Genomic DNA, 23728 nt, shown 5'->3' with positions numbered 1-23728 from the left:
CCCTGGCCATGACCGATCCCGGGTTCGATCCGTTCACGCAGCCGATGCAACTGATGGCGACCTACGCCATCGCGATGCCGCGCCTGCTGCTGATGTTCTCGATGATCCCGGTGCTGTCGCGCGAGAGCCTGCCGGGCCTGCTGCGCTTCGGGGTCGTCGCGGCGATGGCGACGCTGCAGGTGCCCGGGCTGCTCGACACCGTGGTCGCCGGCGGCCGCGAGCCGCTGGCGATCGCGCTGCTGGTCGCCAAGGAGTCGCTGCTGGGCATGGTGCTCGGCTTCCTGGTCGCGATACCGATCTGGGCCTTCGACACGATGGGCTCGTACATCGACAACCAGCGCGGCGCGAGCATTGCGCAGACCATCAATCCGCTGACGGGCCACGACTCGTCGCCGCTGGGCGAGCTGTTCAGCCAGGCGGCCGTCACCTACCTGCTGGCCGGCGGTGGGCTGTTGCTGATGCTCGGCATCGCGTACCGCAGCTTCGAGCTGTGGCCGGTGCTCTCATGGACGCCGCACCTGAGCGACGAGACGCCGGGAATCCTGCTCGGCCAGCTGGACCGGCTGACGCGGCTGGCGGTATTGCTCGGCTCGCCGGTGATCCTGTCGATGCTGCTGGCCGAGCTGGGCCTGGCGCTGGTGAGCCGCTTCGCGCCGCAGCTGCAGGTGTTCTTCCTGGCGATGCCGGTCAAGAGCGGCATCGCGATGTTCGTGTTCGCGGTGTATGCCGGCACGATGTTCGACATCGCGCACGACGACCTGCTCGACGCGAACGGTGCACTTGATGGGATGAAGGCCATGGTCGGGGGAACGTCGCCGTGAGCGGGGAGAAGACCGAGCAACCCACCTACCACCGGCTGAAGCAGGCGCGCGAAGACGGGCAGGTCGCGCGCAGCAAGGACTTCACCGAGACCGTGCTGCTGGCCGCGCTGTTCGGCTGGACGCTCGCGATGTCCGAAGACCTGGTGCGCGAGATGACCTCGTTGATGCTGGCGCCGGCCGGGCTCTATCAAACGGACTTTCGCACCGCGGTGGCCAGCCTCGGCATGCACGCCGTGCATGCGCTGGTCTCGCTGACGCTGCCGTTCCTGCTGATCGTGGTCGTCGTCGGCATCGCGGTCGAGGCGGCGCAGACCGGCCTGGTGTTCAGCCTGAAGCCGCTGGTGCCGAAGGGCGACAAGCTCGACCCGGTCAAGAACCTGCAGAACATGTTCTCGATCAAGAGCCTGGTCGAATTCCTGAAGTCGAACCTGAAGGTCATCCTGCTGACCGTGATCATCACGGTGCTGATCCGCGACTTCCTCGACCCGCTCGTCAAGGTACCGCCGGCCGGCATGCCCGCGGTCGGCGCGATCTTCGTCGCGATGCTGAAGAAGCTGGTGATCTGGACCTTCCTCGCCTACGGCGTGCTGGCCTTCGCCGACCTGGTGTGGCAGCGGCGCCAGCACATCAAGCAGCTGATGATGTCGCTCGACGAGATCAAGCAGGAACACAAGCAGATGGAGGGCGATCCCGAGGTGAAGTCGCACCGCAAGGAGCTCGCCAAGGAGATCGCGATGGGTGAGACCGCGCACCAGACGCGCAAGGCCTCGGTCGTCGTCACTAACCCGACCCACTTCGCCGTCGCGATCCGCTACGAGCAGGACGTGACGCCCCTGCCCATCGTCACCGCGAAGGGCGCCGACGAGGTGGCCCACATGATGGTGCGAGTCGCCCGCGAGGCCGGCGTGCCGGTCTTGCAGAACATCCCGCTCGCGCGTGGCCTGACGCGCAGCGCGACGCTGCACCGCTACGTCCCGACCGAGTTCATCGAGCCGGTGGCCGAGCTGTTGCGCGAGCTGCAGCGGCTGGCGCTCGAGCGCGGCGAAGGAGAGTCCTCATGAACCCGCCGGGCCGCCCCCGGGGCGACGGCGCTCCACCGACCCTGGCGGGCCGGCCTCGCCATCGTGGCCTGGCGCAGTACCTGGAACGCAACGGACTGGGCGACGGCGCGCCGCGCAGCGATGGAAGCATCGCACTGGAATTCGGCAACCGGCTGCGCGTGATGGTGCGGCCCGGCTTTCGTGGCGACGTGGTGCTGGAGTGCCGCGTCGCGCCGATCGACCTGAAGAGCCGGCAGGGCGAGGAGCGCCTGACGCAAGCGCTCGAAGTGGCCGGCAACCGCTGGCTGCGCACCAGCGAGACGCTGGTGCTGTCGCCGGAGCTGGACATGCTGATGCTGCAGCAGACGGTGCCGTCCGACAGCGGGGCCGATGAATTCGAACGCAACCTGCACGCCTTCCTGGACGCGGTGGGCTTCTGGCGACGTTACCTGGGAGTGTTGTGATGAAACCCTGGCACCGCATCGCCGGAGCGCTTGCGCTGCTGGCCGCCACGTTGTTCGGCAGCGCCGCGCAGGCGGGACCGCCGCCCTGGCCCGAGGTGAGCTACAGCTACCTGGCGCGCAGCCACCGGCTCGCCGCGGTACTGAACTCGTTCGGCCGCAGCTTCGGGCTGCGCGTGCAGGCCAGCGCAGCGGTCGAGGAGGGCGGGCAACTGGTCGACGGCACGCTGACCGCCACGTCGCCGACCGATTTCATGAACCAGCTGGCATCGACCTACGGCCTTGCCTGGTTCTACCAGGGCGGCGTGCTGCACGTCAGCCGCATCGAGGAGCAGGTGACGCGCGTGCTGACGATGCCGGGCGCCGGTGGCGCGGCGCTGAAGAAGGCGCTGCTCGAGGTGGGGCTGATCGAGCCGAAGTTCGGCTGGGCCGACATCGCCGACCGCAGTGCCGCGCTGGTGTCGGGGCCGCCCGCCTATGTCGATGTGCTGGCGCGGGCGCTGGCCGACCTGCCGATGCCGCCGCTGCTGTCGGACCAGCAGCTGCGCGTCTTCCGCCTGCGCCATGCGTCGGTGGACGACCGGGTGATCTTCTACCGCGACAAGCAGATCGTGACCACCGGCGTGGCCAACATGCTGCGCGCGCTGGTGGCCGGTGACGGCGGCAAGACCGGCACCAACATCGCACTGGCCGAGATGGCGGCGCCGTTGCGCGGCTCGTTGCAGCCGCTGCAGGCGGCGCAGCCGATGCAGGGACTGGACGCCGACACGGCAGGCGGCGCATCGCGCGACGAGAAGTCCGACGAGCGCGACGCGCGCCCCGCGTCGGACGGCGCCGCGCCGGCCGGTGGCACGCGCCGCGGTGCCGCGCCATCGAAGGGCGCGGCGCCGACGGTGCAGGCGGATTCGCGCCTGAACGCGCTGATCATCCGCGCCCGGCCGGAACAGCTGCAGGTCTACGAGCAGCTGATCGCGCTGCTCGACGTGCCGAGCCCGCTGATCGAGATCGAGGCGGTGATCGTCGACGTGAACAAGACCAAGGTCACCTCGTTGGGCATCGACTGGGGCGCCCGCGTGGGCAGCATCGCCGGGGGCTACGGCACGACGTCGACGGCGGCCGATGCGACGTCGGCGACGCTGGTCCGCGGCAGCGGCATGACGCCCGCGAGCATCGTGGCCGACGCGGGAAATTTCCTGACGACGCGCATCAACGTGCTCGAGCAGGAAGGCGATGCGCGCATCGTGTCGCGCCCGACGGTGCTGACCATCGACAACCTCGGCGCGCTGATCGACCTGTCCGAAACCTTCTACGTGTCGGTGACCTCCGAACGCGCGGCGAATGTCGTGCCGGTGACCGTGGGCGTGACGCTGCGGGTCACGCCGCATGCCGTCGACCTGCCCGATGGCCGCAAGGCCGTGCACCTGACGGTGGACATCGAGGACGGCACGCTGGTGACGCCGACGGTGGGCAGCATCCCGATGGTGCGCAAGAGCACGATCGGCACGCAGGCGGTGATGGGCGAGAACCAGAGCCTGCTGGTGGCGGGCTTCAACTCCGAACGCGACACGAAGCAGGACGACGGCGTGCCCGGGCTGCGCAAGCTGCCGTTCATCGGCGGCTTCTTCGGCAAGAAGAACGGCGATGTCGAAAAGCGCGAGCGGCTGTTCCTGATCACGCCTCGCATCATCCAGTCGGCGGCGGCAGGCCTGCCGGTCGCCGTCACGCCGGCCGCCCTGCCGGCCGTTCAACCGACCGTTCCCCGCTGAGGTTCGCGCCATGGTCGCCCACCCTGTCTACTCCGCCGCCCCGTCTTCCACCGCGGTCGCACGCCGCGCCGCGCACGGCCACACACCGTCGGCCTTCGACACGCTGATGGCGAGCGCGTGGGCCGAGATGATCGTCTCGTACTGGGACGACCAGCACCGCGCCGGACGCATCGATCCACGCGCCCCGCTCGATGTCGTCGACTGGATGCCCGGCGACGGCGGCTCGGCCCGGCAGATGATCCAGGCACTGGTGCAGCGCATGCGCTGGCGGCTGGGCTTCGAGCCGCGGCTGCGCTACCTGGCCTGCGTCGAGGACGCGGCGGTGGCCGGTGCCTGGCATGACGAGCCCGAGCTGTGCAGCCTGCTCGACCCCGGCCTGCTGGTGACCATGCTGTGGCAGCCCGGGGGCGGCGACGCGCCATGCCTGCTGCCGCTGGGCGAGCCGCGACGCTGGACCAGCCCGAACCCGGTGGTGGTGCTGGCGCACGACCGGTTCCGCCACCTGCCGCAACGGCTGCTCGCGACGCATTACGGGCGGCTGCTGGAGGCCTCGCCGCAGGAGTTGGTGGCCGGGCGCGACGAACCCGAGGACCAGCGCTGGCGCCCGGTCGACGAGAACACGCTGACGCCGGCGCTGCGTGCGCTGGTGCAATCGCATGTGGCCGGTCTGAACAGCGCACCGGTGTGCCTGCCGGTCGGGGCCATCGATGCGCTGGCGCAGGTGGCCGCGCTGTGTCCGGGCGGCTACCTGGTGCTGTCGACGGCGCGCGGCTTCGCGAACGACCGCGGCGTGCGGCTCGGCGGTTTCGACAGCGTGCTGTCCACCTTCCGGCGCGACCGGCTGCTGCCGACCGATTTCGCGCTGCTGGGCGCGCACCTGGCCGGACAGCAGGCGCTGGCATGGCACCGCGCGGTCGGCGAGGCCGAGGTGGTGCAGGCGGTGGCCGGCGGCGCCGGCAGCTCGCGCGCGGCGCTGGAGCGCTGGGTCGCCCCGCTGGCGCGCGGCGATTGCGGCGACGGCGCCGCGCTCGCGCGCGTGATGCGCTGCGCGCTTCGCGATTCGGGCGCGTCGGCCGGGCTGGTGGTGTTGCGCCGGGCCCACCACGACCCGCGCGTCTTCGCCGCCGCCTGCCCCGACCTGCACCTGCGCTGGCTGGGCCGCGGCGGAGTCGACCGGGAAGCCTGGGCCGAAGCGCTGCGCTGCGTGTGGGGCCAGCACCTGCCTTCGCCGCACGGACCGCCGCTGTTCCGCGATGTCGCGCTGTCGGCGATGCGCATCGCCGAGTGGGGGTTCGCGCGGCGCGTGTGGCTGCGTGGCCTGGCGGTGCAGGGGCGGACCGCGCCCGACCTGGCGCAGCTCGCGTGGTGCGAGTCGTGCAGCGGCGACCTCGCGTCCGCGGTGCGGCATGTCGCCGAGGCGCTCGCGATTCAGCCGGCCGACCCGCTGGCGCTCGACGTGCAGCGCCGCCTGCACGAGCGGCTGGCGGCCTGGGACACGGCCGAAGACGGCTGGCTGCGCTGCATTGCCCGCGATCCCGGCGGGCTGGTGCTGGAGCCGCTGGACGGCAGCCATGCCCCGGCGCTCGGGCACCAGTTCCGCGACCCGCAGATCGCGGTGATGTCCGGCTTCGATCCGATCGATGCCACCTGCACTGCGGCGCAGTGGGTCGACGCGCGGCGCCTGGAGCCGAGCCGCATCGACTACGCGGTGATGCATGCCGAGCATGGCTTCGTCGGCCACACCGGGCTGTACCAATGGGCGCGCGCGGGCTTCTTCTACTTCTGGATCGGCATCGATTTCCAGGGCCGGGGCTTCGCGGTGCAGGCCGGCGGGATGCTGTGCCGGCATGCGCTGGCGCATGGGGTCGACTGCCTGGTCACGTCGGTCTATGTCGACAACACGCGCTCGATGCGCGCCTTGATGCGCATCGGTTTCCGCCGCATACCGGTGCGCCGGCCGAGCGACAAGGAAGGCCTGCACTACATGGCGCTGAAAGCCCCCGGCGTGGAGGTCGACGAACTGGCGGTGTTGATCGACTACAACCGGCGCGAGGAGCAGCCGGTCGATTTCGAACCCGATCCGGATGCGGCGGTCCACGAGGGCGGCTGGGCATGAGCCATTCCTGGGACGAGCGGCGGCGCGTCGCGTCGGTGCGGACTGCGCAGCGCACGGCCGCGGTCCACCGTTACCAGCTGGAGCCGCGCAGCGTGCCGGAGGAGCCGGTCGAAGCGCCGCCAGCGCCGGAGGTCGCGTTCGATCCCGGTTGGCTTGCTCGACCGGAGCCGCCGGACGCGCCGCCGCTGCCGCACGCGATGCTGAGGGCACCGCTGTGCCAGGCCATGGCCGGCGAGTCCTGGGGATGCGAGCCGACAGTCGCTGCGGCTGCCGATCACGAAACGCCGATGCCGGCAGCAGAACCGCCGCCTTCGGCGCCGCAGCCGCCGAAGGCGAGAGCATCGCAGCCGGTCCCGCGGGGAGCGGTCGCCGGGTCGACGATGTCGAGCGGGGCCGCGGCCGCCTTCGACATCGGCCTGCAGCAGATGGCACGGCCACCGGCGCGCCCGGCCGTGGGTGCGGATGACTCGCCGCGCGAGGCGGCCCCGATGCCGGTGCGGGAGGGAGTGGCCGACGACGAGTGTCGGCTCGACGAAGGCCCGCCGCCAACGCTGCCGGGCGCGCCGCTGATGCCGGTGGCGCAGCCGCCGGCCGGCCCGATGACCGTGCCGCAGCAGGTCGCTGCGGCCTTCGAAGCTGGCGTGCGCGAGATGAGCTCCTGCCCGCCGCCGTCCCGTCCGCAGACGCCGCAGACGTCGCGGATTCCGCAGACGCAAGCGCCACCGGCCCGAGCGCCTCGCGGCGAGGACCCGCCGCCGGCGCAGCATGCGCCTGGCCATGAGGCCGTCCCGATGCCCTTGCCGAACGAGGTGGCGACCTCGTTCGATGCCGGCGTTCGCGACATGGCGTCGCCGCTGCCTCGACCGGCATCGCCGCCGGCGCAGCGATCGGCTCCGCTCGACGGCCTGGCCGACGCGCAAACCGACCGTGCCGAACCGGACCCGCGCGACGGTGACGATGCGCTTCGGCCGGCACAGCAGGCCCTCGATGCGCGCCTCGCGCAGCTGACCTTCCGCGGCATCGTCACCGGCGGCGCCGTCTAGCGCCAGGCGCCGGTCTGCGCCAGTTGCGATGCCGGCTGCGCCGGCGACCAGCGCAGCGGCAGCGCCCCCGGCCGCCACACGCCGGCCTCGACGCGCACCTTCAGCAGCCGCTGCGCGCCGTCGAAGGCGCGCAGCTCGGGCCCGTCCCAGACCAGCTCGGCATCCCCCGTCAGCTGCAGCAGGTCGCCTCGCGCGTAGTCGACGAACAGCAGCCCCGCATGCGGGTGCGCGGCGATGTTGCCCAGCGTGTTGAACAGGCGGTTGCCGCGGAAATCGGGCAGCGTCAGCACGCTGTGCCCGTCGATGGTGTCGATCCGCACGAAGCCCGGCCGGCCGCCGCGGTGCGAGACGTCGACGCCATCGGCCCCGGCGCCGCCGCGCGCATGCGGCGAGGCCGACGCGATGAACAAGGTGTCGGCCGCCTGCACCAGCGCCGCCGCTTCGGCGCTCAGCGCCGTGCCCTCCGGCCGCGCCGGCAGCGCCGCGGCCTCCGCCGGCCGGGGCTCGCGCGCCTGGATGTACTGCGGGCAGTTGCCGAAGCTCTGGTCGACGTGAATGTCGATGTGCCGGTCATCGACCTGCGTCACGGTGCCATTCAGCCGGTTGCGTCGCCGGGTCTGCGGCTCCAGGCCCAAGAGGCCGATCGGGTCGCCGACCGCCAGGTGCTGCGACAGCGGGTCGGCCGCATCGCGCGGTGCGCGGATGCGCAGCTGCCGTGCGTCCAGCGCGTCGACGAAGCCGGGCGTGCCCGCCAGCACCGAGGCCCACGGCCGGCGCAGCGCGTCGAGGCTGCCGACGAACAGCGTCGGCAGCTGCGCGAAGAACTGCTGGTGCTGCAAGCTCATCGCATCGCGGACCATCTGCGGCGCGAAGCCGTCGACCAGCGCACGCGTGCCGGCGCGTTGCTGCACGGCCAGTTCGCCGGCATGGAACAGGGGAGCGTGGTTCATGGCAAGGATCCGTCGGTCTGCGAAGACCTCACGATAGGCCGCCGCGGTGCGGCGCGGAATCCCCGTCGCGCGCATTGGACTCTTCCGCGGCGCGGAATGGTGAGAATGCGCGGATGATCCCCGCTCCCCCTGCCATGGATGCCACGATGAACCTGATCCGTCCGAGCCTGCTGCTGTTGCTGTCGATCGCGGGCCTCGCGCGGGCGGCGCCCGATGCGGCGCCGGCGCCGTTCCCCGACCAACCGGCGCTGCGCGAGATCGCCGCCGCGGTCAGCGCCGACGAGCTGCGCGGCACCATCACGCACCTGGTCGGGTTCGGCACCCGCCACACCGCGTCGGACACCGCGTCCCCGACGCGTGGCATCGGCGCCGCACGCCGCTGGGTGCAGTCGCGCTTCGCCGCGATCTCGCGCGACTGCGGCGGCTGCCTGCAGGTCGCGACGCCGTCGCAGACCTTCACCGGCCCGCGCCTGCCGCAGCCCACCGAGGTGATGGACATCGTCGCGGTGCAGCGCGGCACCACCGACCCGCAGCGCGTGATCGTGATCACCGGGCACCTCGATTCGCGCGTCGGCGACGTGATGGACGCGACCAGCGACGCGCCCGGCGCGAACGACGATGCCTCCGGTGTCGCCGCGCTGATGGAGGCGGCGCGCGTGCTGTCGAAGCACAAGCTGCGCGCGACCGTCGTCTATGCCGCGCTGTCGGGCGAGGAACAGGGCCTGTACGGCGGCAAGGTGCTGGTCGACCATGCCAAGGTCGAAGGCTGGCAGGTGCAGGCCGATCTGAACAACGACATCGTCGGCAACAGCCGCGGCCAGGACGGCGTGCACGACAACGGCACGGTGCGGGTGTTTTCCGAGGGGACCAAGGCGGTCGAGACGCCGGCGCAGGCCGGCAAGCGCCGCTACAACGGCGGCGAGCTCGATTCGCCGTCGCGCAACGTCGCCCGCTTCATCGCGACGCTGTCGGAACGCTACGTGACCAACCTGCGCGTTCAGATGGTCTACCGCACCGACCGCTACGGTCGCGGCGGCGACCAGGTGCCGTTCCTCGATGCCGGCATCCCGGCGGTGCGCGTGACCGAGGCGCACGAGGACTACACCCGCCAGCACCAGGCCCTGCGCACCGAAGGCGGCATCGCGTACGGCGACACGATCGACGGCGTCGACTTCCCGTACCTCGCGCAGGTGACGCGGCTGAACGCGGTGACGCTGGCGGCGATGGCGAATGCGCCGCAGCCGCCGAAGGGCGTGTCGATCTCCGGCGCGGTGACGCCGGACACCACGGTCCAGTGGCAGGCGCAGCCTGGCGTGGCCGGCTGGCGCGTGTGGTGGCGCGAGACGACCGCGCCGCAGTGGCAGCACAGCCGCCACGTCGCCGGCGATGCGACGCAGCTGGTCCTGAAGAACGTCGTGATCGACGACTGGTTCTTCGGCGTCTCGGCGGTGTCGGCCGACGGCTACGAATCGCCGGTGGTGTTTCCGGGGGATCCGGGGAGCTTCTGACCCCCCCGTTCGGGCTGAGCGTGTCGAAGCCCTCGTTCGATGTGGGCAGGCCCTTCGACAAGCTCAGGGCGAACGGCTCACTGCGATCTCAGGCCTCGACCGCCTGCGCCGGCGAATCGGCCGCCAGCACCTGGTTGCGCCCGCTGCGCTTGGCCTCGAGCAGGCGGTCGTCGGCGGTCTTCAGCAGCTGCTCCATCGCCGCCAGCTCGGCGAGCGAATCGGCGACGCCGGCCGAGAAGGTGTTGCTGCGCAGCGTGCCGGTGTCGAACTGGAATACCTCGCTGCGCCAGGCACCCAGCAGCGCCTCGACCTTGCGCTGCGCGGCCGCCGCATCGGTGCGCGGCATCAGCAGGCAGAACTCCTCGCCGCCGAATCGGAACGCGATGTCGCTGCGCCGCCCGTGTGCGATCAGCAGCGCGCCGAACGCGGCCAGCAACTTGTCGCCGGCGACGTGGCCATGCCGGTCGTTGACCGACTTGAAGTGGTCCAGGTCGATGATCGCGGCCGCCAGCGGCTGCTGCTCGCGCTGCGCGAGCAGCAGCATCTGCGGCAGCACGTCGTTCAGGTGGCGGCGGTTGAACAGGCCGGTGAGGAAGTCGCGCGTGGCCTGCTGGCGCAGCTCGGCCTGCAGCGCCTCGACCTCGTCGATCTTCTGCGACAGCTGCTGGTTGATGGCCTCCAGCTCGGCCTTCGCGCGCTCGCTGCTGCGCCGCCGCGCCTCGATCTCGTCGAGGTTCTGCTGCAGCCGGCGCAGCTCGGTCTGCAGCGATGCGGCCTGGTAGCGCGCCCGCGAGGCCAGCTGCGCGCGCTCGACGTGCAGCGCCTGCCACAGGCGCAGCGAGGCCAGCGCCTGCGCGGCGTTGCCGAGCCGCTCGTGGATGTCGGCCATCGCCTGGTGGAACAGGCAGCGCACGCGCAGGCTGAGGCCTTCGGCCGCGGTGTTCAGCACCGCCGGCTGGGCCTGCGCGAGCAGCGCAGCGGCCTGCGGCAGCAGGTCGCGCGCGGCCATCACCTCGGCGGTGGCGACGACCAGCGTGATGCGCTCGTCGGGCAGCTTGATGCCGGACCTGTCCTGCGACGCGCGCTCGATCAGCTCGGCGCCGAGCGCGGTGTTGCCCGCGCGCAGCGCGGCGATCGCCATCGTCTCGAAGTTCGGGTTGGTGCTGCCGCGCCCGCTGGCATCGGTCGGCAGTGCGAGCAGCCGCTCGACGTCGCCCAGCGCATCGGCGGCGCGTTCGAGGTTGGTCAGGCAGATCACCCGGTTGATCAGCAGCACGCTGAGCAGCCGCGGGTTGTCGAGCTGCGCGTAGCGGGCGATGCCTTCCTCGACGTAGCTGAGCGCCTGGTGGTAGTCGCCGAGCTGGATCAGCTCGTGCGCGAGGTTGCAGTACAGCACCACCTCGAAGCCGTTGCCGCGCGCCGGGCGCGATTCGTTCAGCGCCTGGAACATGTACGCGAAGGCCTGTTCCGACTGGCCGAGCGATGCATAGCAGCCGGCGATCACGTTCAGCAGCAGGCCGAGCTCGTCGTGCTTCAGCACCGCCAGCCCCTCGGCGCGCAGCGGCAGCGCGCGCGCCAGCGATTCGCGGTACTTGCCTTCGCGCCACAGGCAGCGCGCGATGCCGACCTCGGCCAGCAGGTGGCCGGCGCGGTCGTGCGTGGCGTCGAAGCAGCGGTCGGCCTCGGCCAGCTCGCCGGCGGCTTCGAGCGGCGTCGAATACCAGATCAGGTGCAGCCCGCGCACCAGCCGGGCCCAGCCTTCGGCGGCGAGGTCGCCGTGCGCGAGACCGCGTTCGAGCGCCTGGCCGGCCAGCGCGATGCAGCGGCGCGAATCGCTGTACAGCAGCCGCCACGCGCGACGCGCGGTGGCGAGTGCGGTCGACGTGGATCGGCGGCTGGGCGGCGCTGTCATGGCACCGGATTGTCGACGTTTTCGGTGACGGTCGGCATCCCCAGCCCGAGAGGAGATCACCGCGGCGCCGCGTCGTCGCCGGTCAGCGCCTGCATGACCCGGGCCAGGTCATCGGCGTTGACGTCGGAGACGCCCAGGTAGGACATGCCGTGCCGGCGGCCGCCCAGCAGCTGGAAGCCGCGCTGCGTCGAGGCCAGGGCTGGCGCCGCACTGCCGCGCGACGGCCAGATGTAGACGTCGATCAGGTGCGCCCGCAGCCGGTAGACCAGCACCGCCACCGGCTGGCCGTCGAGCACGTCGATGCGCCCGCCGATCAGTTCCGCGCCGGCCGCCAGCGGGTGCTCGACCGGCGGCGAGAAGGCGAGCCGCGCCGACAGCCAGGGCTTGACGGTGTGCTGGTCGGTCGAGGCCACGTCGATGCTGCGCTGCGACAGCGTTGCGCGCACATGGGCGGCCACCGCCTCGCCCGGCAGCGCGTCGTCGGCCCGCGCTGCCAGCGTGGCGTGCAGGGTCCAGGCCAGCGCGGCGGTGCACAGCATCGAGGCCGCGGCCGCCGGCCACGGGCCGGTCCACGCGGCCGCTGGCGCGACGCGCGGCGGGCGGCGCGCCAGCGGTCGGTCTTCGGGCGCGGGGGCGCAGAAGCGGCCCAGCCGCTCGCGCAGCGCGGCGGGTGCCGCGTGGTAGTCGGCCTGGGTGCGCACGCACCGGCTCAGCTCGCGCAGCTGCGCGCTGCGCGACTGCAGCGCGGGGTCGCGCGCGAGTTGTGCCTCGGCATCGAGCTGGGTGGCCAGGTCGAGCTCGCCGTCGATGAAGGCGTTCAGCGCGCGTGGCGTGGCGTCGAAACGGCTCATGTCGGCTCTCCGGTGCCGGTGGACCGTGGCACCGCGCGCAGCACCGCCGCACGCGCCGGTGCCGCCGGCTGCAGCGCCTCGCGCAGCAGCGCGCGGGCGCGCGACAGGCGCGACATCACGGTGCCGATCGGAATGTCGGCGATGCGGGCGATGTCCTTGTACGGCAGGTCTTCCAGTTCGCGCAGCACCAGCACCTCGCGGAAGTCGATCGGCAGCGCGGCGATCGCCTGGTTCAGCCGGGCGCGGTCGGCGTTGCGCAGCGCGGTCTCGTGCGGCCCCTCGGCCGACGGTGCGGCGGCTTCGGGCACGCCGCCGTCATCGCCGTCGCCGAAGTGCACCAGTTCGGCCGGCCGGTTCTCGCGCAGCCAGGCGTAGCAGCTGTGGCGCACGATGGTCAGCAGCCAGGGCCGGGCCTGCTCGCCGCGGAACGACGCGAAGTAGTGCATCGCGCGCAGGCAGGCCTCCTGCACGACGTCCTGCGCGTCCTGGTCGTTGCGCGTCAGCCAACGCGCGAGGTTGTAGGCCGCATCCAGGTGCGGCAGCGCGAAGCGCTCGAAGCGCCGGCGGTCGGTGTCGTCGTCCACCACGGGCATACCGGCGCCGCGCCGCTTTTATTCCCGATGTCGAGCGATTCGCTCGGTGAAGGAACAGCAGGGGAATGGGGACGGGGCGAAGCCGGTAGGGCGGGGGTGTTCCATTCACCAGCAGGAGGGGCCATGGCCTCATCGAATGCCTCATCGAATCGCAGGGATTTCCTCCGCCTCGCCGGCCTCGGCGGCGTGGTGTTCGCGTCCGGCTGTGCCGGCACGGCCGGCCGCGGCGCGGTCGACGACTTCTACTTCGTGCAGCTGTCGGACACCCACTGGGGCTTCGAAGGCGCGCCGAACCCGGATGCCCGCGGCACGCTGCCGAAGGCGATCGCCGCGGTCAACGCGCTGGCCGAAGGCGGCGGGGGCGGCCCGGACTTCGTCGTCTTCACCGGCGACCTGACGCACACCACCGACGACCCGGCCGAGCGGCGACGGCGCCTGCGCGAGTTCCGCGAGCTGGCCACGATGCTGAAGGTGCCGACGGTGCACTTCATGCCGGGCGAGCACGATGCGGCGCTCGACCGCGGCGAGGCCTACCGCGAGTTCTTCGGCCCGACGAGCTATGCGTTCGATCACCGCGGCGTGCATTTCATCGTGCTCGACAACGTGTCCGACCCCGGCGCGAGCGTCGGCGACGCGCAGCGCGCGTGGCTGGCCGACGACCTGAAGCGACGGCCGGTCGACGCGCCGATCGTCGTCTTCACGCACCGCCCGCTGTTCGACCTGGCGCCGGCCTGGGACTGGGCGACGCGCGATGGCGCGCAGGTCGTCGAGCTGCTGATGCCGCATCCGAACGTGACGGTGTTCTACGGCCACATCCACCAGGCGCACCATGCGATGACCGGGCACATCGCGCACCATTCGGCGAAGTCGCTGATCTTCCCGTTGCCGGCGCCGGGGTCGCAGCCGCGCCGCACGCCGCTCGCGTGGGACCCGGCGCTGCCGTACCGCGGGCTCGGGTTCCGGCAGGTGGAGCGCGAGGGCGGCAGCCCGCCGGTCCCCGGCCGCGAGCCGTGGCAGGTCACCGAACTGCCGGTGGTGAAGGCATGACGGCCGTTCGGCGGCGGCAGGTGCTGGCCCTCGCGGCATCGCTCGCGCTGGCGGCCACGGTGCGCGGTGCCGCGCCGCGCGTGATCCCGGTGGTCGCGAAGAAATTCGTGTTCGTGCCGGACGAGATCCGGGTCGCGGTCGGCGAAGCCGTCGTGCTCGAACTCAGCGCCCCCGAGGTGCTGATGGGCTTCAGCGCGCCGGAGCTCGGACTGCGCGCCGACATCGTGCCGGGGCAGCCGACGCGGCTGCCGTTCACGCCGCGCCAGGCCGGGCAGTTCGCGTTCAACTGCGACGTGTTCTGCGGCTCGGGGCACGAGGGGATGGACGGGGTGATCGTGGTCGGCGCCGATGGATAGGGACAGCCCGGCTCACATGCTCCGCCGGTACTGCCCCCCCACCTCGAACAGCGCCGCGGTGATCTGCCCGAGCGAGCAGCAGCGCACCGCGTCCATCAGCACCTCGAACACGTTGCCGTTCGCGATCACCGCCTGCTGCAGCCGGGCCAGCATCGCCGGCGACGCGTCGGCATGCCGGGCCTGGAAGTCCGCGAGCCGCGCGAGCTGCGACTGCTTCTCGTCGTCGGTCGAGCGCGCCAGCTCGATGTGCTCCGGCACCGGGTCGCCGTGCGGGTTGCGGAAGGTGTTGACGCCGACGATCGGGTACTCGCCGGTGTGCTTGAGCATCTCGTAGTGCATGCTCTCCTCCTGGATCTGGCCGCGCTGGTAGCCGGTCTCCATCGCCCCCAGCACGCCGCCGCGCTCGGCGATCTTCTCGAACTCGGCCAGCACCGCCTCTTCGACCAGTTCGGTCAGCTCGTCGATGATGAACGCGCCCTGGTTCGGGTTCTCGTTCTTCGCCAGCCCCCATTCGCGGTTGATGATCAGCTGGATCGCCATCGCGCGGCGCACGCTGTCTTCGGTCGGCGTCGTGATCGCCTCGTCGAACGCATTGGTGTGCAGCGAGTTGCAGTTGTCGTAGACCGCGATCAGCGCCTGCAGCGTCGTGCGGATGTCGTTGAACTGGATCTCCTGCGCGTGCAGCGAGCGGCCCGAGGTCTGCACGTGGTACTTCAGCTTCTGGCTGCGCTCGTTGGCGCCGTAGCGCTCGCGCATCGCCACCGCCCAGATGCGCCGCGCGACGCGGCCGAGCACGGTGTACTCCGGGTCCATGCCGTTGCTGAAGAAGAAGCTCAGATTCGGCGCGAAATCGTCGACGTGCATGCCGCGCGCGAGGTAGGCCTCGACGAACGTGAAGCCGTTGCTCAGCGTGAACGCCAGCTGGCTGATCGGGTTCGCGCCGGCTTCGGCGATGTGGTAGCCGCTGATGCTCACCGAATAGAAGTTGCGCACCTGGTGGTGCACGAAGTATTCGGCGATGTCGCCCATCACCTTCAGGCTGAACTCGGTCGAGAAGATGCAGGTGTTCTGCCCCTGGTCTTCCTTCAGGATGTCGGCCTGGACCGTGCCGCGCACGTTCTGCAGCACCCAAGCGCGGATCTTGTGCAGCTCGTCGTCGCTCGGCCCGCGGCCGTTGTCGGCATGGAAGCGCTCCAGCTGCTGGTCGATCGCGGTGTTCATGAACATCGCGAGGATCGTCGGTGCCGGCCCGTTGATCGTCATGCTGACGCTGGTGGCCGGGTTGCAGAGGTCGAAGCCGCCATACAGCACCTTCATGTCGTCCAGCGTCGCGATGCTGACGCCGGAGTTGCCGACCTTGCCGTAGATGTCGGGCCGCAGCGCCGGGTCGTTGCCGTACAGCGTGACGCTGTCGAACGCGGTCGACAGCCGCTTTGCCGGCATGCCTTCGGACAGCAGCTTGAAGCGCCGGTTGGTGCGGAACGCGTCGCCCTCGCCGGCGAACATGCGCGTCGGGTCCTCGCCCTCGCGCTTGAACGCGAAGGTGCCGGCGCTGTACGGAAAGCTGCCCGGCACGTTGTCGAGCAGCAGCCACTTCAGGATCTCGCCGTGGTCTTCGAACCCCGGCAGCGCGACCTTGCGCACCTTGGTGCCGGACAGGCTCTGCGTGGTCAGCGCGGTGCGAATCTCCTTGTCGCGGATCTTCACGACGTACTCGTCGCCGGCATAGGCGGCCTGCAGCTGCGGCCATTGCGCGAGCAGCTTGCGCGAGGCGGCATCGAGCTGCTGTTCGCGCTGGTCGGCGAGCTGCGCCGCGGCGTTCGCATGCGGCTGGCCGGCCGCGGTCTCCAGCAGCATGCGGGCCGCGCCGCGCAACTGCTGCACCTCGCGCGCGATGCGCGCCTGTGCCCGCGCCTGCTGCTTGTAGCCGCGCACCGTGTCGCTGATCTCGGCCAGGTAGCGCACCCGCGCGCCCGGCACGATCGGCACCTGGTGCGTGCTGTGGCGCGTCGCGGCCGGCGGCAGCACGCCGGGCCGCACCGGCATGCCGAGGGCAGCCAGCCGCGGCAGCAGCGCCTGGTACAGCGCGGTCACGCCGTCGTCGTTGAAGCGGCTGGCCATCGTGCCGAACACCGGCATCTCGTCGGGCTTCGTGCCCCAGGCCTCGCGGTTGCGCTGCACCTGCTTCGCGACGTCGCGCAGCGCATCGGCCGCGCCCTTGCGGTCGAACTTGTTGATCGCGACGAACTCGGCGAAATCGAGCATGTCGATCTTCTCGAGCTGGCTCGCGGCGCCGAACTCCGGCGTCATCACGTACATCGGCACGTCGACGAGCGGCACGATCGCCGCGTCGCCCTGGCCGATGCCCGAGGTCTCGACGATCACCAGGTCGAAGCCGGCTGCGCGGCAGGCCGCCAGCACGTCGGGCAGCGCCTGGCTGATCTCGCTGCCGAAGTCGCGTGTCGCGAGACTCCGCATGAAGACCCGCTGCCCGGCGCGCCACGGCGCGATCGCGTTCATGCGGATGCGGTCGCCGAGCAGCGCGCCGCCGCTCTTGCGGCGCGACGGGTCGATGCTGATCACGGCGACGTGCAGCGCGTCGTGCTGGTCCAGGCGCAGCCGGCGGATCAGCTCGTCGGTCAGCGAGCTCTTGCCGGCGCCGCCGGTGCCGGTGATACCGAGCACCGGCGTCGCGTTGCGCTTCGCGACGGCATGCAGCTCGGCCTTCAGCGTGTCGCCGACCTGGCCGTTCTCGAGCGCGGTGATCAGCTGCGCCAGCGCGCGCCGCTGCGGCTCGCCGCGGCCCTGGATCGCCGCCAGCGTGGCCGGTGCATGCGGCGACAGGTCGACGTCGCAGCGCATCACCATCTCGCCGATCATCCCCTGCAGGCCCATGCGCTGGCCGTCTTCCGGGCTGTAGATGCGGCTGACGCCGTAGCGCTGCAGCTCGGCGATCTCGGCCGGCACGATCACGCCGCCGCCGCCGCCGAACACCTGGATGTGCGCGCCGCCGCGCTCGCGCAGCAGGTCGACCATGTACTTGAAGTACTCGACGTGCCCGCCCTGGTAGCTGCTGATCGCGATGCCCTGCACGTCTTCCTGCAGCGCCGCGGTGACGACCTCGTCGACCGAGCGGTTGTGCCCCAGGTGGATCACCTCGGCGCCCATGCCCTGCAGGATGCGCCGCATGATGTTGATCGCCGCGTCGTGGCCATCGAACAGGCTCGCGGCGGTCACGAAGCGCACCTTGTGCGTGGGCCGGTAGGCGGCCAATGCCTTGAACTCGGCAGAGAGGTCGGTCATGCGGGTCTCCGTGGTCGTGCAGCACAGGCTCTGCGGCCCGTCGTCGTCAGCTGATGCGCAGCTTCGCGAGATCGTCCGACGCCGGCGGGTAGCGCAGCTTCAGGCCGACCAGCGCGCGCTTCACCAGCGTCGCGATCATCAGGTTGCGGTGGGTCTTCGAATCGGCCGGCACCACGGTCCACGGCGCCCAGCGGGTGCCGGTGGCCGAGATCGCGTCGGCATACGCCTGCTGGTAGGCCTTCCATTGCTTGCGCACGGTCAGGTCGGCGGGGGCGAACTTCCAGTTCTTGGTCGGATCGTCCAACCGTTCCTGCAGCCGCGCGCGCTGCTCGTCCTTCGAGATGTGCAGCATGAACTTCAGCAGCACGGTGCCGGTCTCGGTCAGCATGCGCTCGAAGTCGTTGATCTGCGCATAGCGCTGGCGCGTCTGCAGCGGCGTGATCCAGCCGTTGACCACCGGCACCAGCACGTCTTCGTAGTGGCTGCGGTTGAAGACCATCACCTCGCCGGCGCCCGGCACTTTCTGGTGGATGCGCCACAGGTAGTCGTGGTCGCGCTCCGGTTCGCTCGGCGCCTTCCAGCCCACCGTCTGCACGCCGAGCGCGCTCATCTGGCCGAACACGCCGCGCAGCGTGCCGTCCTTGCCGCTGGTGTCGGTGCCCTGCAGCACCACCAGCAGCTTGAAGCGGCGGTCGGCATAGAACAGGTTCTGCAGTTCGTCGAGCTCCAGCGCCAGGGCTTCGACCGCGGCCTTGTCGGCCGCCTTGTCGCCGGTTGAAAACGGCTTGGCGCCCGGATCGATCGCCGACAGGTCGAAGGCGCGCTTCTTGCTCACCGCGTCCGCATACTGGAAATCCGCCCCATCCGCTGCCTTGGTCGCCACGTGGACTCCGATCGTTGCAATTGACGTATACGTCAATCGCGAGTGTATCGCCGATACTTCGCGACGGGCGGCCGCACTCGGTGGCGGGGAATCATGGTCTACCCGACCCGATTCCGGCGGCACAATCGCGCCGTTCAGAAGTACGGCGCCAGAGGGAGCGCCAGGGCAGAACATCAGGAGTGGTTCCGTGCCGAGCATCAATATCCCCGTGAAGACGCCCGAAGGCGTCGACGAGTTGGGCAGTCGACAACGAAAACTGGGACAGCGGCATCGCACGGTCTTGCTGCTGGTCGATGGGCGCAGGCGCGAGAGCCAGGTGCGGCAGCTGGCCGTGCAGGCCGGGGTGCCGGATCAGATCTTCGACGAGCTGGTGGCGATGGGCCTGATCATGTTCACGCAGGGCACCGGCTCGATGCCGGGCAATTCGGGCATGGCGCCGCTCGACGTCGACCTGCCGCTGGACACCGTGTCCGGCCCGTTGCCGCCGTCGCTGAGCCTGCAGCCGGAGTCGGTGCTCACCGATTCGATGGTCGGCGAGCTGCCGATTTCCGACCTGGTCCCGCTGGACGAAGCCGATGCCGCGCTCGACGAAGCACGTGCGATCCTGATGCGCGCGGTGAAGGCCGAGGCGCCGGTCGCCGGCTCGCTGACGCTGATGCGCCTGAAGCGCGCGCGCTCGCGCCACGACATCGAAGCGCTGCTCGACGAAGTGGAGCAACGCATCACGAAGCCGTTCAAGGGCATCTGGGCGGCCCAGACGATCGCCCGCGTGCGCGAGTTGCTGCGCACGGTCAATTCCCCGTCGGCGGCCTGACGCGGCTGGCGCACCGGCCCGGGACTTTCCCGGGTTTGCCGGCCGCCGGCCAGTCGCCCGGGCGGCAGCGGTTACCCTTGCGGCCATGACGTTCCTGGCCATCGACATCGGCAACACCCGGCTCAAGTGGGCGCACTACGCGAGCCCGCAACCGGGCGCGCGCCTGCTGGCGCATGGCGCCGTCTTCCTCGAGACCATCGACCGGCTGGCCGACACCGAATGGAAAAGCCTGCCGCCGCCGAGCAGCATGCTGGGCTGCGTGGTGGCCGGCGAGGGCATCCGGCGCGAGGTCGAGGAGCAACTGGAGCAACTCGCGCACTGGCAGGTCGAGCCGCGCTGGGTTGTCTCGACCGCGCAGGCGGCCGGCGTCACCAACGGCTACGACCATCCGAACCGCCTCGGCACCGACCGCTGGGTCGCGCTGATCGGGGCCTGGCAGCGCGTGCGGGCCGCCGGCGTGCCGCGGCCGGCGCTGGTGGTGATGGTCGGCACCGCGGTCACGGTCGACGCGCTGGACGAGACCGGCCGCTTCATCGGCGGCATGATCCTGCCGGGCTTCGGGCTGATGCTGCGCGCGCTCGAGATGGGCACCGCCGGCCTGAAGGCACCGACCGGCGAGGTGGTCGATTTCCCGACCAACACCAGCGATGCGCTGATGAGCGGCGGGGCGCATGCGATGGCCGGTGCGATCGAGCGCATGGCGTACAAGCTGCGCGAGCGCACCGGCCACGAGCCGGCGCTGATCATGACCGGCGGCGCGGCGGTGAAGCTCGCGCCGATCGTCGAGCTGCCGTTCGAGACGGTCGACACGCTGATCTTCGACGGCTTGCTGGAGCTGCAGTCGCACCGGCTGGCGCTGTGATCAGCCGGCGACGCGGATGACGACCTTGCCGAGGTGGGCGTTGTCGGCCAGGTGCCGGTAGGCCGCTTCGGCGTCTTCGAACCGAAACACGCGATCGATCACCGGTCGCAGCCGGTGCGCGGCGATCAAGCGGTTCATCGCCTCGAAGTCGCTGCGGCTGCCGACCGCGATGCGGCGCAGCGTCAACAGCCGGCCGCTGAAGGCACGCGGATCGACGCGGCTGTCGTCGGCGCCGAACACGCCCATCAGGCCGATGTCGGCGTCCCACGCGGCGCAGCGCAGCGAGCGCTCCAGCGTCGCCGGCCCGACCGCCTCGATCACGTGGTTGGCGCCGCGCCCGCCGGTCAGGCGCAGCACCTCGCGGTCCCAGTCGGTCACGCGCTGGTAGTCGACGACCTCGTCCGCGCCGAGCGCGCTCAGCCGGGCCGCCTTCTCGTCGCTGGAGGTCGTCGCGATCACGCGCGCGCCCAGCGCCTTCGCGAACTGGATCGCAAACACCGCGATGCTGCCGGCGCCCAGCGTCAGCACCGTGCTGCCGGCCTGCACCGGGCGCCCGCCGGTCAGGCCGTTCCAGGCGGTCAGGCCGGCGCAGGGCAGCGTGGACGCTTCGTCGAAGCTCAGGTGCCCTGGCATCGCGAGCACCGCCTGCTCGTCGACGACGACCTCGTCGGCCAGCCACCCGGGCAGGCTGCAGCCGGTCTGCTGCATCGCCTGCGCCAAGCTCAGCCGGCCATCGATCCATTGCGGGAAATAGCTGCTGGTCACGCGGTCGCCCACGGCGAAGCGCGTCACGGCAGCGCCCACCGCGACCACCTCGCCGGCGCCGTCGCTGACCGGCACGACGCCGGGGGTCAGCGGAACCGGGTAGGTGCCGGCGCGGATCATCAGGTCGCGCCGGTTCAGCGACACCGCCCGCACCCGCACGCGCAGGTCGTTCGGGGCCAGCGGGGCACTCGGCGCATCGCGCGCGACCAGCGGGGCGGCGGGGTGTTCGGCATCGAGGTGTAGGCTGCGCATCGGAAGCTCCTGCGGGTGAATGCCTCCATTCTCGAAGCCGGGCGGCGGACGATGAATGCCTGCTACGCTCGATCTCTTGTCCGCTCGTCCATGCCGCGATGGATCCTCTCGACGACATCTTTGCCGCGATGCGGGTCCGCAGCGCGCTGTACGCCCGGCTCGAACTGAGCGCACCCTGGGGCCTGGATTTCGCGGCCGGCCGCATGGCGCGCTTCGGCCTCGTCGTGCGCGGCAGCGCGGTGCTGCGCCTGGACGGCACCGGCCCCCCGGTCGCGCTCGCCGCGGGCGATTGCTTCGTGATGCTGCGTGGCTCGCGCTACGTGCTGAGCGACGCGCCTGGTTCCGCGACGCGGCCATGCAGCGAGACGGTGCGCGACCATGTCGGCGGCATCGTGACGCTGGGCGGCGGCGGCGTGGCGGCCACCGTGATCACCGGCTGGTTCGAATTCGATGCGCTGGCGGCGACGCCGCTGGTCGAGCTGATCCCGGCGCTGCTGCTTGCCCGGCTCGACGACGACCGCCGCCGGCTGCTGCAGGCGACGCTGCAGATGCTGGCCGTCGAGACCGGCACGCCGGGGCTCGGTTCGGGCACGGTGATCAGCCGGCTCGCCGACATCCTGTTCGTGCATGCAGTCAGGTCGCACGCGCAGGCGGTCGCGACCGACGACGCCGGCGACGCGAACTGGCTCAGCGCATTGGCCGACCGACGCATCGGCACGGCCCTGCGCCGCATGCACCATGAGCTTGCGCGGGCGTGGACGGTGGACGAACTGGCGGCCGCCGCGGGCCTGTCGCGCTCGGCCTTCGCGCTGCGCTTCAAGCAGAAGGTCGGCGAGCCGCCGCTCGAGTACCTGACGCGCTGGCGCATGTTCCGCGCCGCCTGCCTGATGCGTGCCGGCGATGCGCCGCTCGCAGGCATCGCGGCCCAGGTGGGCTACGACTCCGAGCCGGCCTTCAACAAGGCCTTCAAGCGCATCACCGGCCGGCCGCCCGGCGCCTGGCGGCGCGAGGCTCCGAGGATGTAGCGCAGGCTCAAAGAATGTAGCGCGAGAGGTCTTCGTTCTTCGCCAGCTCGCCGAGCTTCGCGTCGACCTCGGCGGCGCCGATCGACACCGTCTGGCCCGACAGCTTCGGCGCGTCGAAGCTCACCTCGTCGAGCAGGCGCTCCATCACCGTCGACAGCCGGCGCGCGCCGATGTTCTCGGTGCGCTCGTTGACGTCGAACGCGATCTGCGCCAGGCGGCGAATGCCGTCGGGCCGCAGTTCGAGCGTGACGCCTTCGGTCGCCAGCAGCGCCTGGTATTGCTTGACGAGGCTCGCGTGCGTCTGCGTCAGGATGGCCTCGAAATCGTCGACGCTCAGCGAGCCGAGTTCGACGCGGATCGGGAATCGCCCTTGCAGCTCGGGGATCAGGTCGCTCGGCTTGCTCAGGTGGAACGCGCCCGACGCGATGAACAGGATGTGGTCGGTCTTCACCATGCCGTACTTGGTGTTCACCGTGGTGCCCTCGACCAGCGGCAGCAGGTCGCGCTGCACGCCCTGGCGCGACACGTCGGCACCGCTCGATTCCTGGCGCGACGCGACCTTGTCGATCTCGTCGAGGAACACGATGCCGTTCTGCTCGGTGTTGTGCAGCGCCGCGGTCTTGATCTCGTCCTCGTTGACGAGCTTGGCCGCCTCGTCGTCGACCAGCAGCTTCAGCGCCTCGCCGATCTTCAGCTTGCGCAGCTTGCGCTTGCCCTGGCCGAGGTTCGCGAACATGCCCTTCAGCTGCTCGGCCATCTCGTCCATGCCGGGCGGGCCGATGATGTCGAGCGTCGGCTTGGTGTCGGCCACCTCGATCTCGATCTCCTTGTCGTCGAGCGAGCCTTCGCGCAGCCGCTTGCGCATCACCTGGCGGGCGGTGTTGTCGGCGGCCGGTGCGGCGGGCGTCGGCGGGGCCAGGCCGAAATCGCTGCTGGCGGCGCGCGGCGGCGGCACCAGGATGTCGAGCACCCGGTCTTCGGCGGCGTCTTCGGCGCGCACGCGCTGGCGCTTGATCTGCGTCTCGCGCTCCTGCTTGACGGCCATGTCGACCAAGTCGCGGATGATGGTGTCGACGTCCTTGCCGACATAGCCGACCTCGGTGAACTTGGTCGCCTCGACCTTGATGAACGGCGCATCGGCCAGCTTGGCCAGGCGGCGCGCGATCTCGGTCTTGCCGACGCCGGTCGGGCCGATCATCAGGATGTTCTTCGGCGTGATCTCGCCGCGCAGCGCGCTGTCGACCTGCTGGCGGCGCCAGCGATTGCGCAGCGCGATCGCGACCGCGCGCTTGGCGCCGGCCTGGCCGACGATGTGCCGGTCCAATTCGGAGACGATCTCTTGGGGGGTCATCGCGCTCAT

General features: G+C 71.1%; 20 protein-coding genes. 12 read left to right on the top strand and 8 right to left on the bottom strand.

Features of this window, described 5'->3' with window-relative positions:
- The first annotated feature begins 8 nt into the window (after positions 1–8).
- From sctT to FHT26_RS09835, 6 genes are read left to right on the top strand one after another with little or no spacing between them, the layout of a single operon-like run.
- Positions 9–821, top strand: coding sequence for a type III secretion system export apparatus subunit SctT (sctT, locus tag FHT26_RS09860; RefSeq protein WP_168559959.1), 813 nt, complete (start codon positions 9–11; stop codon positions 819–821).
- Complete coding sequence (gene sctU / locus FHT26_RS09855; RefSeq protein ID WP_168559958.1) at positions 818–1882, top strand: type III secretion system export apparatus subunit SctU; 1065 nt, start codon at positions 818–820, stop codon at positions 1880–1882. The genes sctT and sctU overlap by 4 nt, the downstream gene beginning before the upstream one ends.
- Complete coding sequence (locus tag FHT26_RS09850) at positions 1879–2325, top strand: CesT family type III secretion system chaperone (RefSeq protein ID WP_168559957.1); 447 nt, start codon at positions 1879–1881, stop codon at positions 2323–2325. Before sctU ends, FHT26_RS09850 begins: the two co-directional genes overlap by 4 nt.
- Entirely contained in the window at positions 2325–4088 is a 1764-nt protein-coding gene (sctC, locus tag FHT26_RS09845; RefSeq protein ID WP_168559956.1) for a type III secretion system outer membrane ring subunit SctC, read from the top strand. Before FHT26_RS09850 ends, sctC begins: the two co-directional genes overlap by 1 nt.
- 10 nt (positions 4089–4098) lie before the next feature.
- Positions 4099–6204 carry a GNAT family N-acetyltransferase gene (locus FHT26_RS09840; RefSeq protein ID WP_168559955.1) on the top strand — a complete coding sequence of 702 codons (2106 nt, stop codon included), beginning with the start codon at positions 4099–4101 and terminating at the stop codon, positions 6202–6204.
- Positions 6201–7247: a hypothetical protein gene (locus FHT26_RS09835; RefSeq protein WP_168559954.1), complete on the top strand. Its 1047-nt coding sequence runs from the start codon at positions 6201–6203 to the stop codon at positions 7245–7247. Before FHT26_RS09840 ends, FHT26_RS09835 begins: the two co-directional genes overlap by 4 nt.
- On the opposite strand, the gene FHT26_RS09830 is transcribed toward FHT26_RS09835, so the two are convergent.
- Positions 7244–8197 carry a pyridoxamine 5'-phosphate oxidase family protein gene (locus FHT26_RS09830; RefSeq protein WP_168559953.1) on the bottom strand — a complete coding sequence of 318 codons (954 nt, stop codon included), beginning with the start codon at positions 8195–8197 and terminating at the stop codon, positions 7244–7246. The two genes, FHT26_RS09835 and FHT26_RS09830, sit on opposite strands and share 4 nt — an antisense overlap.
- Positions 8198–8343: 146 nt before the next feature.
- Here FHT26_RS09830 and FHT26_RS09825 point away from each other — a divergent pair, with 146 nt between their 5' ends.
- Complete coding sequence (locus FHT26_RS09825) at positions 8344–9705, top strand: M28 family metallopeptidase (RefSeq protein ID WP_168559952.1); 1362 nt, start codon at positions 8344–8346, stop codon at positions 9703–9705.
- Positions 9706–9793: 88 nt separating this feature from the next.
- Here FHT26_RS09825 and FHT26_RS09820 read toward each other — a convergent pair whose 3' ends face one another.
- Genes FHT26_RS09820 through FHT26_RS09810 form a run of 3 tightly spaced genes read right to left on the bottom strand, consistent with a single transcriptional unit; the run spans position 9794 to position 13052 of the window.
- The gene (locus tag FHT26_RS09820) at positions 9794–11617 is read right to left on the bottom strand and encodes a diguanylate cyclase (RefSeq protein WP_168559951.1); all 1824 of its coding nucleotides are present in this window, start codon (positions 11615–11617) and stop codon (positions 9794–9796) included.
- Positions 11618–11673: 56 nt separating this feature from the next.
- Positions 11674–12468, bottom strand: a complete 795-nt coding sequence (locus tag FHT26_RS09815; RefSeq protein WP_168559950.1) for an anti-sigma factor family protein — start codon at positions 12466–12468, stop codon at positions 11674–11676.
- Entirely contained in the window at positions 12465–13052 is a 588-nt protein-coding gene (locus tag FHT26_RS09810) for a sigma-70 family RNA polymerase sigma factor (RefSeq protein ID WP_349238119.1), read from the bottom strand. Before FHT26_RS09810 ends, FHT26_RS09815 begins: the two co-directional genes overlap by 4 nt.
- 132 nt (positions 13053–13184) lie before the next feature.
- Here FHT26_RS09810 and FHT26_RS09805 point away from each other — a divergent pair, with 132 nt between their 5' ends.
- Together FHT26_RS09805 and FHT26_RS09800 are read left to right on the top strand one after the other, a co-directional pair.
- A complete protein-coding gene (locus FHT26_RS09805) occupies positions 13185–14108 on the top strand; it encodes a metallophosphoesterase family protein (protein ID WP_168559948.1) in 924 nt (307 codons plus the stop codon).
- A complete protein-coding gene (locus tag FHT26_RS09800) occupies positions 14105–14464 on the top strand; it encodes a cupredoxin domain-containing protein (RefSeq protein WP_168559947.1) in 360 nt (119 codons plus the stop codon). Before FHT26_RS09805 ends, FHT26_RS09800 begins: the two co-directional genes overlap by 4 nt.
- A 12-nt stretch (positions 14465–14476) precedes the next feature.
- Here the strand turns inward: FHT26_RS09800 and icmF are convergent, their stop codons facing one another.
- Positions 14477–17767 carry a fused isobutyryl-CoA mutase/GTPase IcmF gene (icmF, locus tag FHT26_RS09795; protein WP_168559946.1) on the bottom strand — a complete coding sequence of 1097 codons (3291 nt, stop codon included), beginning with the start codon at positions 17765–17767 and terminating at the stop codon, positions 14477–14479.
- 46 nt (positions 17768–17813) lie between these two features.
- Positions 17814–18602, bottom strand: a complete 789-nt coding sequence (locus FHT26_RS09790) for a PPK2 family polyphosphate kinase (protein WP_349238118.1) — start codon at positions 18600–18602, stop codon at positions 17814–17816.
- A gap of 235 nt (positions 18603–18837) precedes the next feature.
- Here FHT26_RS09790 and FHT26_RS09785 point away from each other — a divergent pair, with 235 nt between their 5' ends.
- Both FHT26_RS09785 and FHT26_RS09780 read left to right on the top strand, forming a co-directional pair.
- Positions 18838–19464, top strand: a complete 627-nt coding sequence (locus FHT26_RS09785) for a hypothetical protein (protein WP_168559944.1) — start codon at positions 18838–18840, stop codon at positions 19462–19464.
- 85 nt (positions 19465–19549) lie between these two features.
- Positions 19550–20326 (top strand): type III pantothenate kinase, encoded by a 777-nt coding sequence (locus FHT26_RS09780; protein WP_168559943.1) that lies wholly within the window; start codon positions 19550–19552, stop codon positions 20324–20326.
- Here FHT26_RS09780 and FHT26_RS09775 read toward each other — a convergent pair whose 3' ends face one another.
- Entirely contained in the window at positions 20327–21343 is a 1017-nt protein-coding gene (locus tag FHT26_RS09775) for a zinc-dependent alcohol dehydrogenase family protein (RefSeq protein WP_168559942.1), read from the bottom strand.
- Positions 21344–21441: 98 nt separating this feature from the next.
- Here FHT26_RS09775 and FHT26_RS09770 point away from each other — a divergent pair, with 98 nt between their 5' ends.
- The gene (locus FHT26_RS09770; protein WP_168559941.1) at positions 21442–22368 is read left to right on the top strand and encodes an AraC family transcriptional regulator; all 927 of its coding nucleotides are present in this window, start codon (positions 21442–21444) and stop codon (positions 22366–22368) included.
- Between the two features lie 7 nt (positions 22369–22375).
- Here the strand turns inward: FHT26_RS09770 and hslU are convergent, their stop codons facing one another.
- Positions 22376–23728 carry an ATP-dependent protease ATPase subunit HslU gene (hslU, locus tag FHT26_RS09765; RefSeq protein ID WP_168559940.1) on the bottom strand — a complete coding sequence of 451 codons (1353 nt, stop codon included), beginning with the start codon at positions 23726–23728 and terminating at the stop codon, positions 22376–22378.

It is taken from the genome of Rhizobacter sp. SG703 (assembly GCF_012275445.1).
Lineage (GTDB): Bacteria > Pseudomonadota > Gammaproteobacteria > Burkholderiales > Burkholderiaceae_C > Rhizobacter.
The sequence above is the reverse complement of the archived record's forward strand: the minus strand, read 5'-3'. Positions and strand labels throughout refer to the sequence as shown.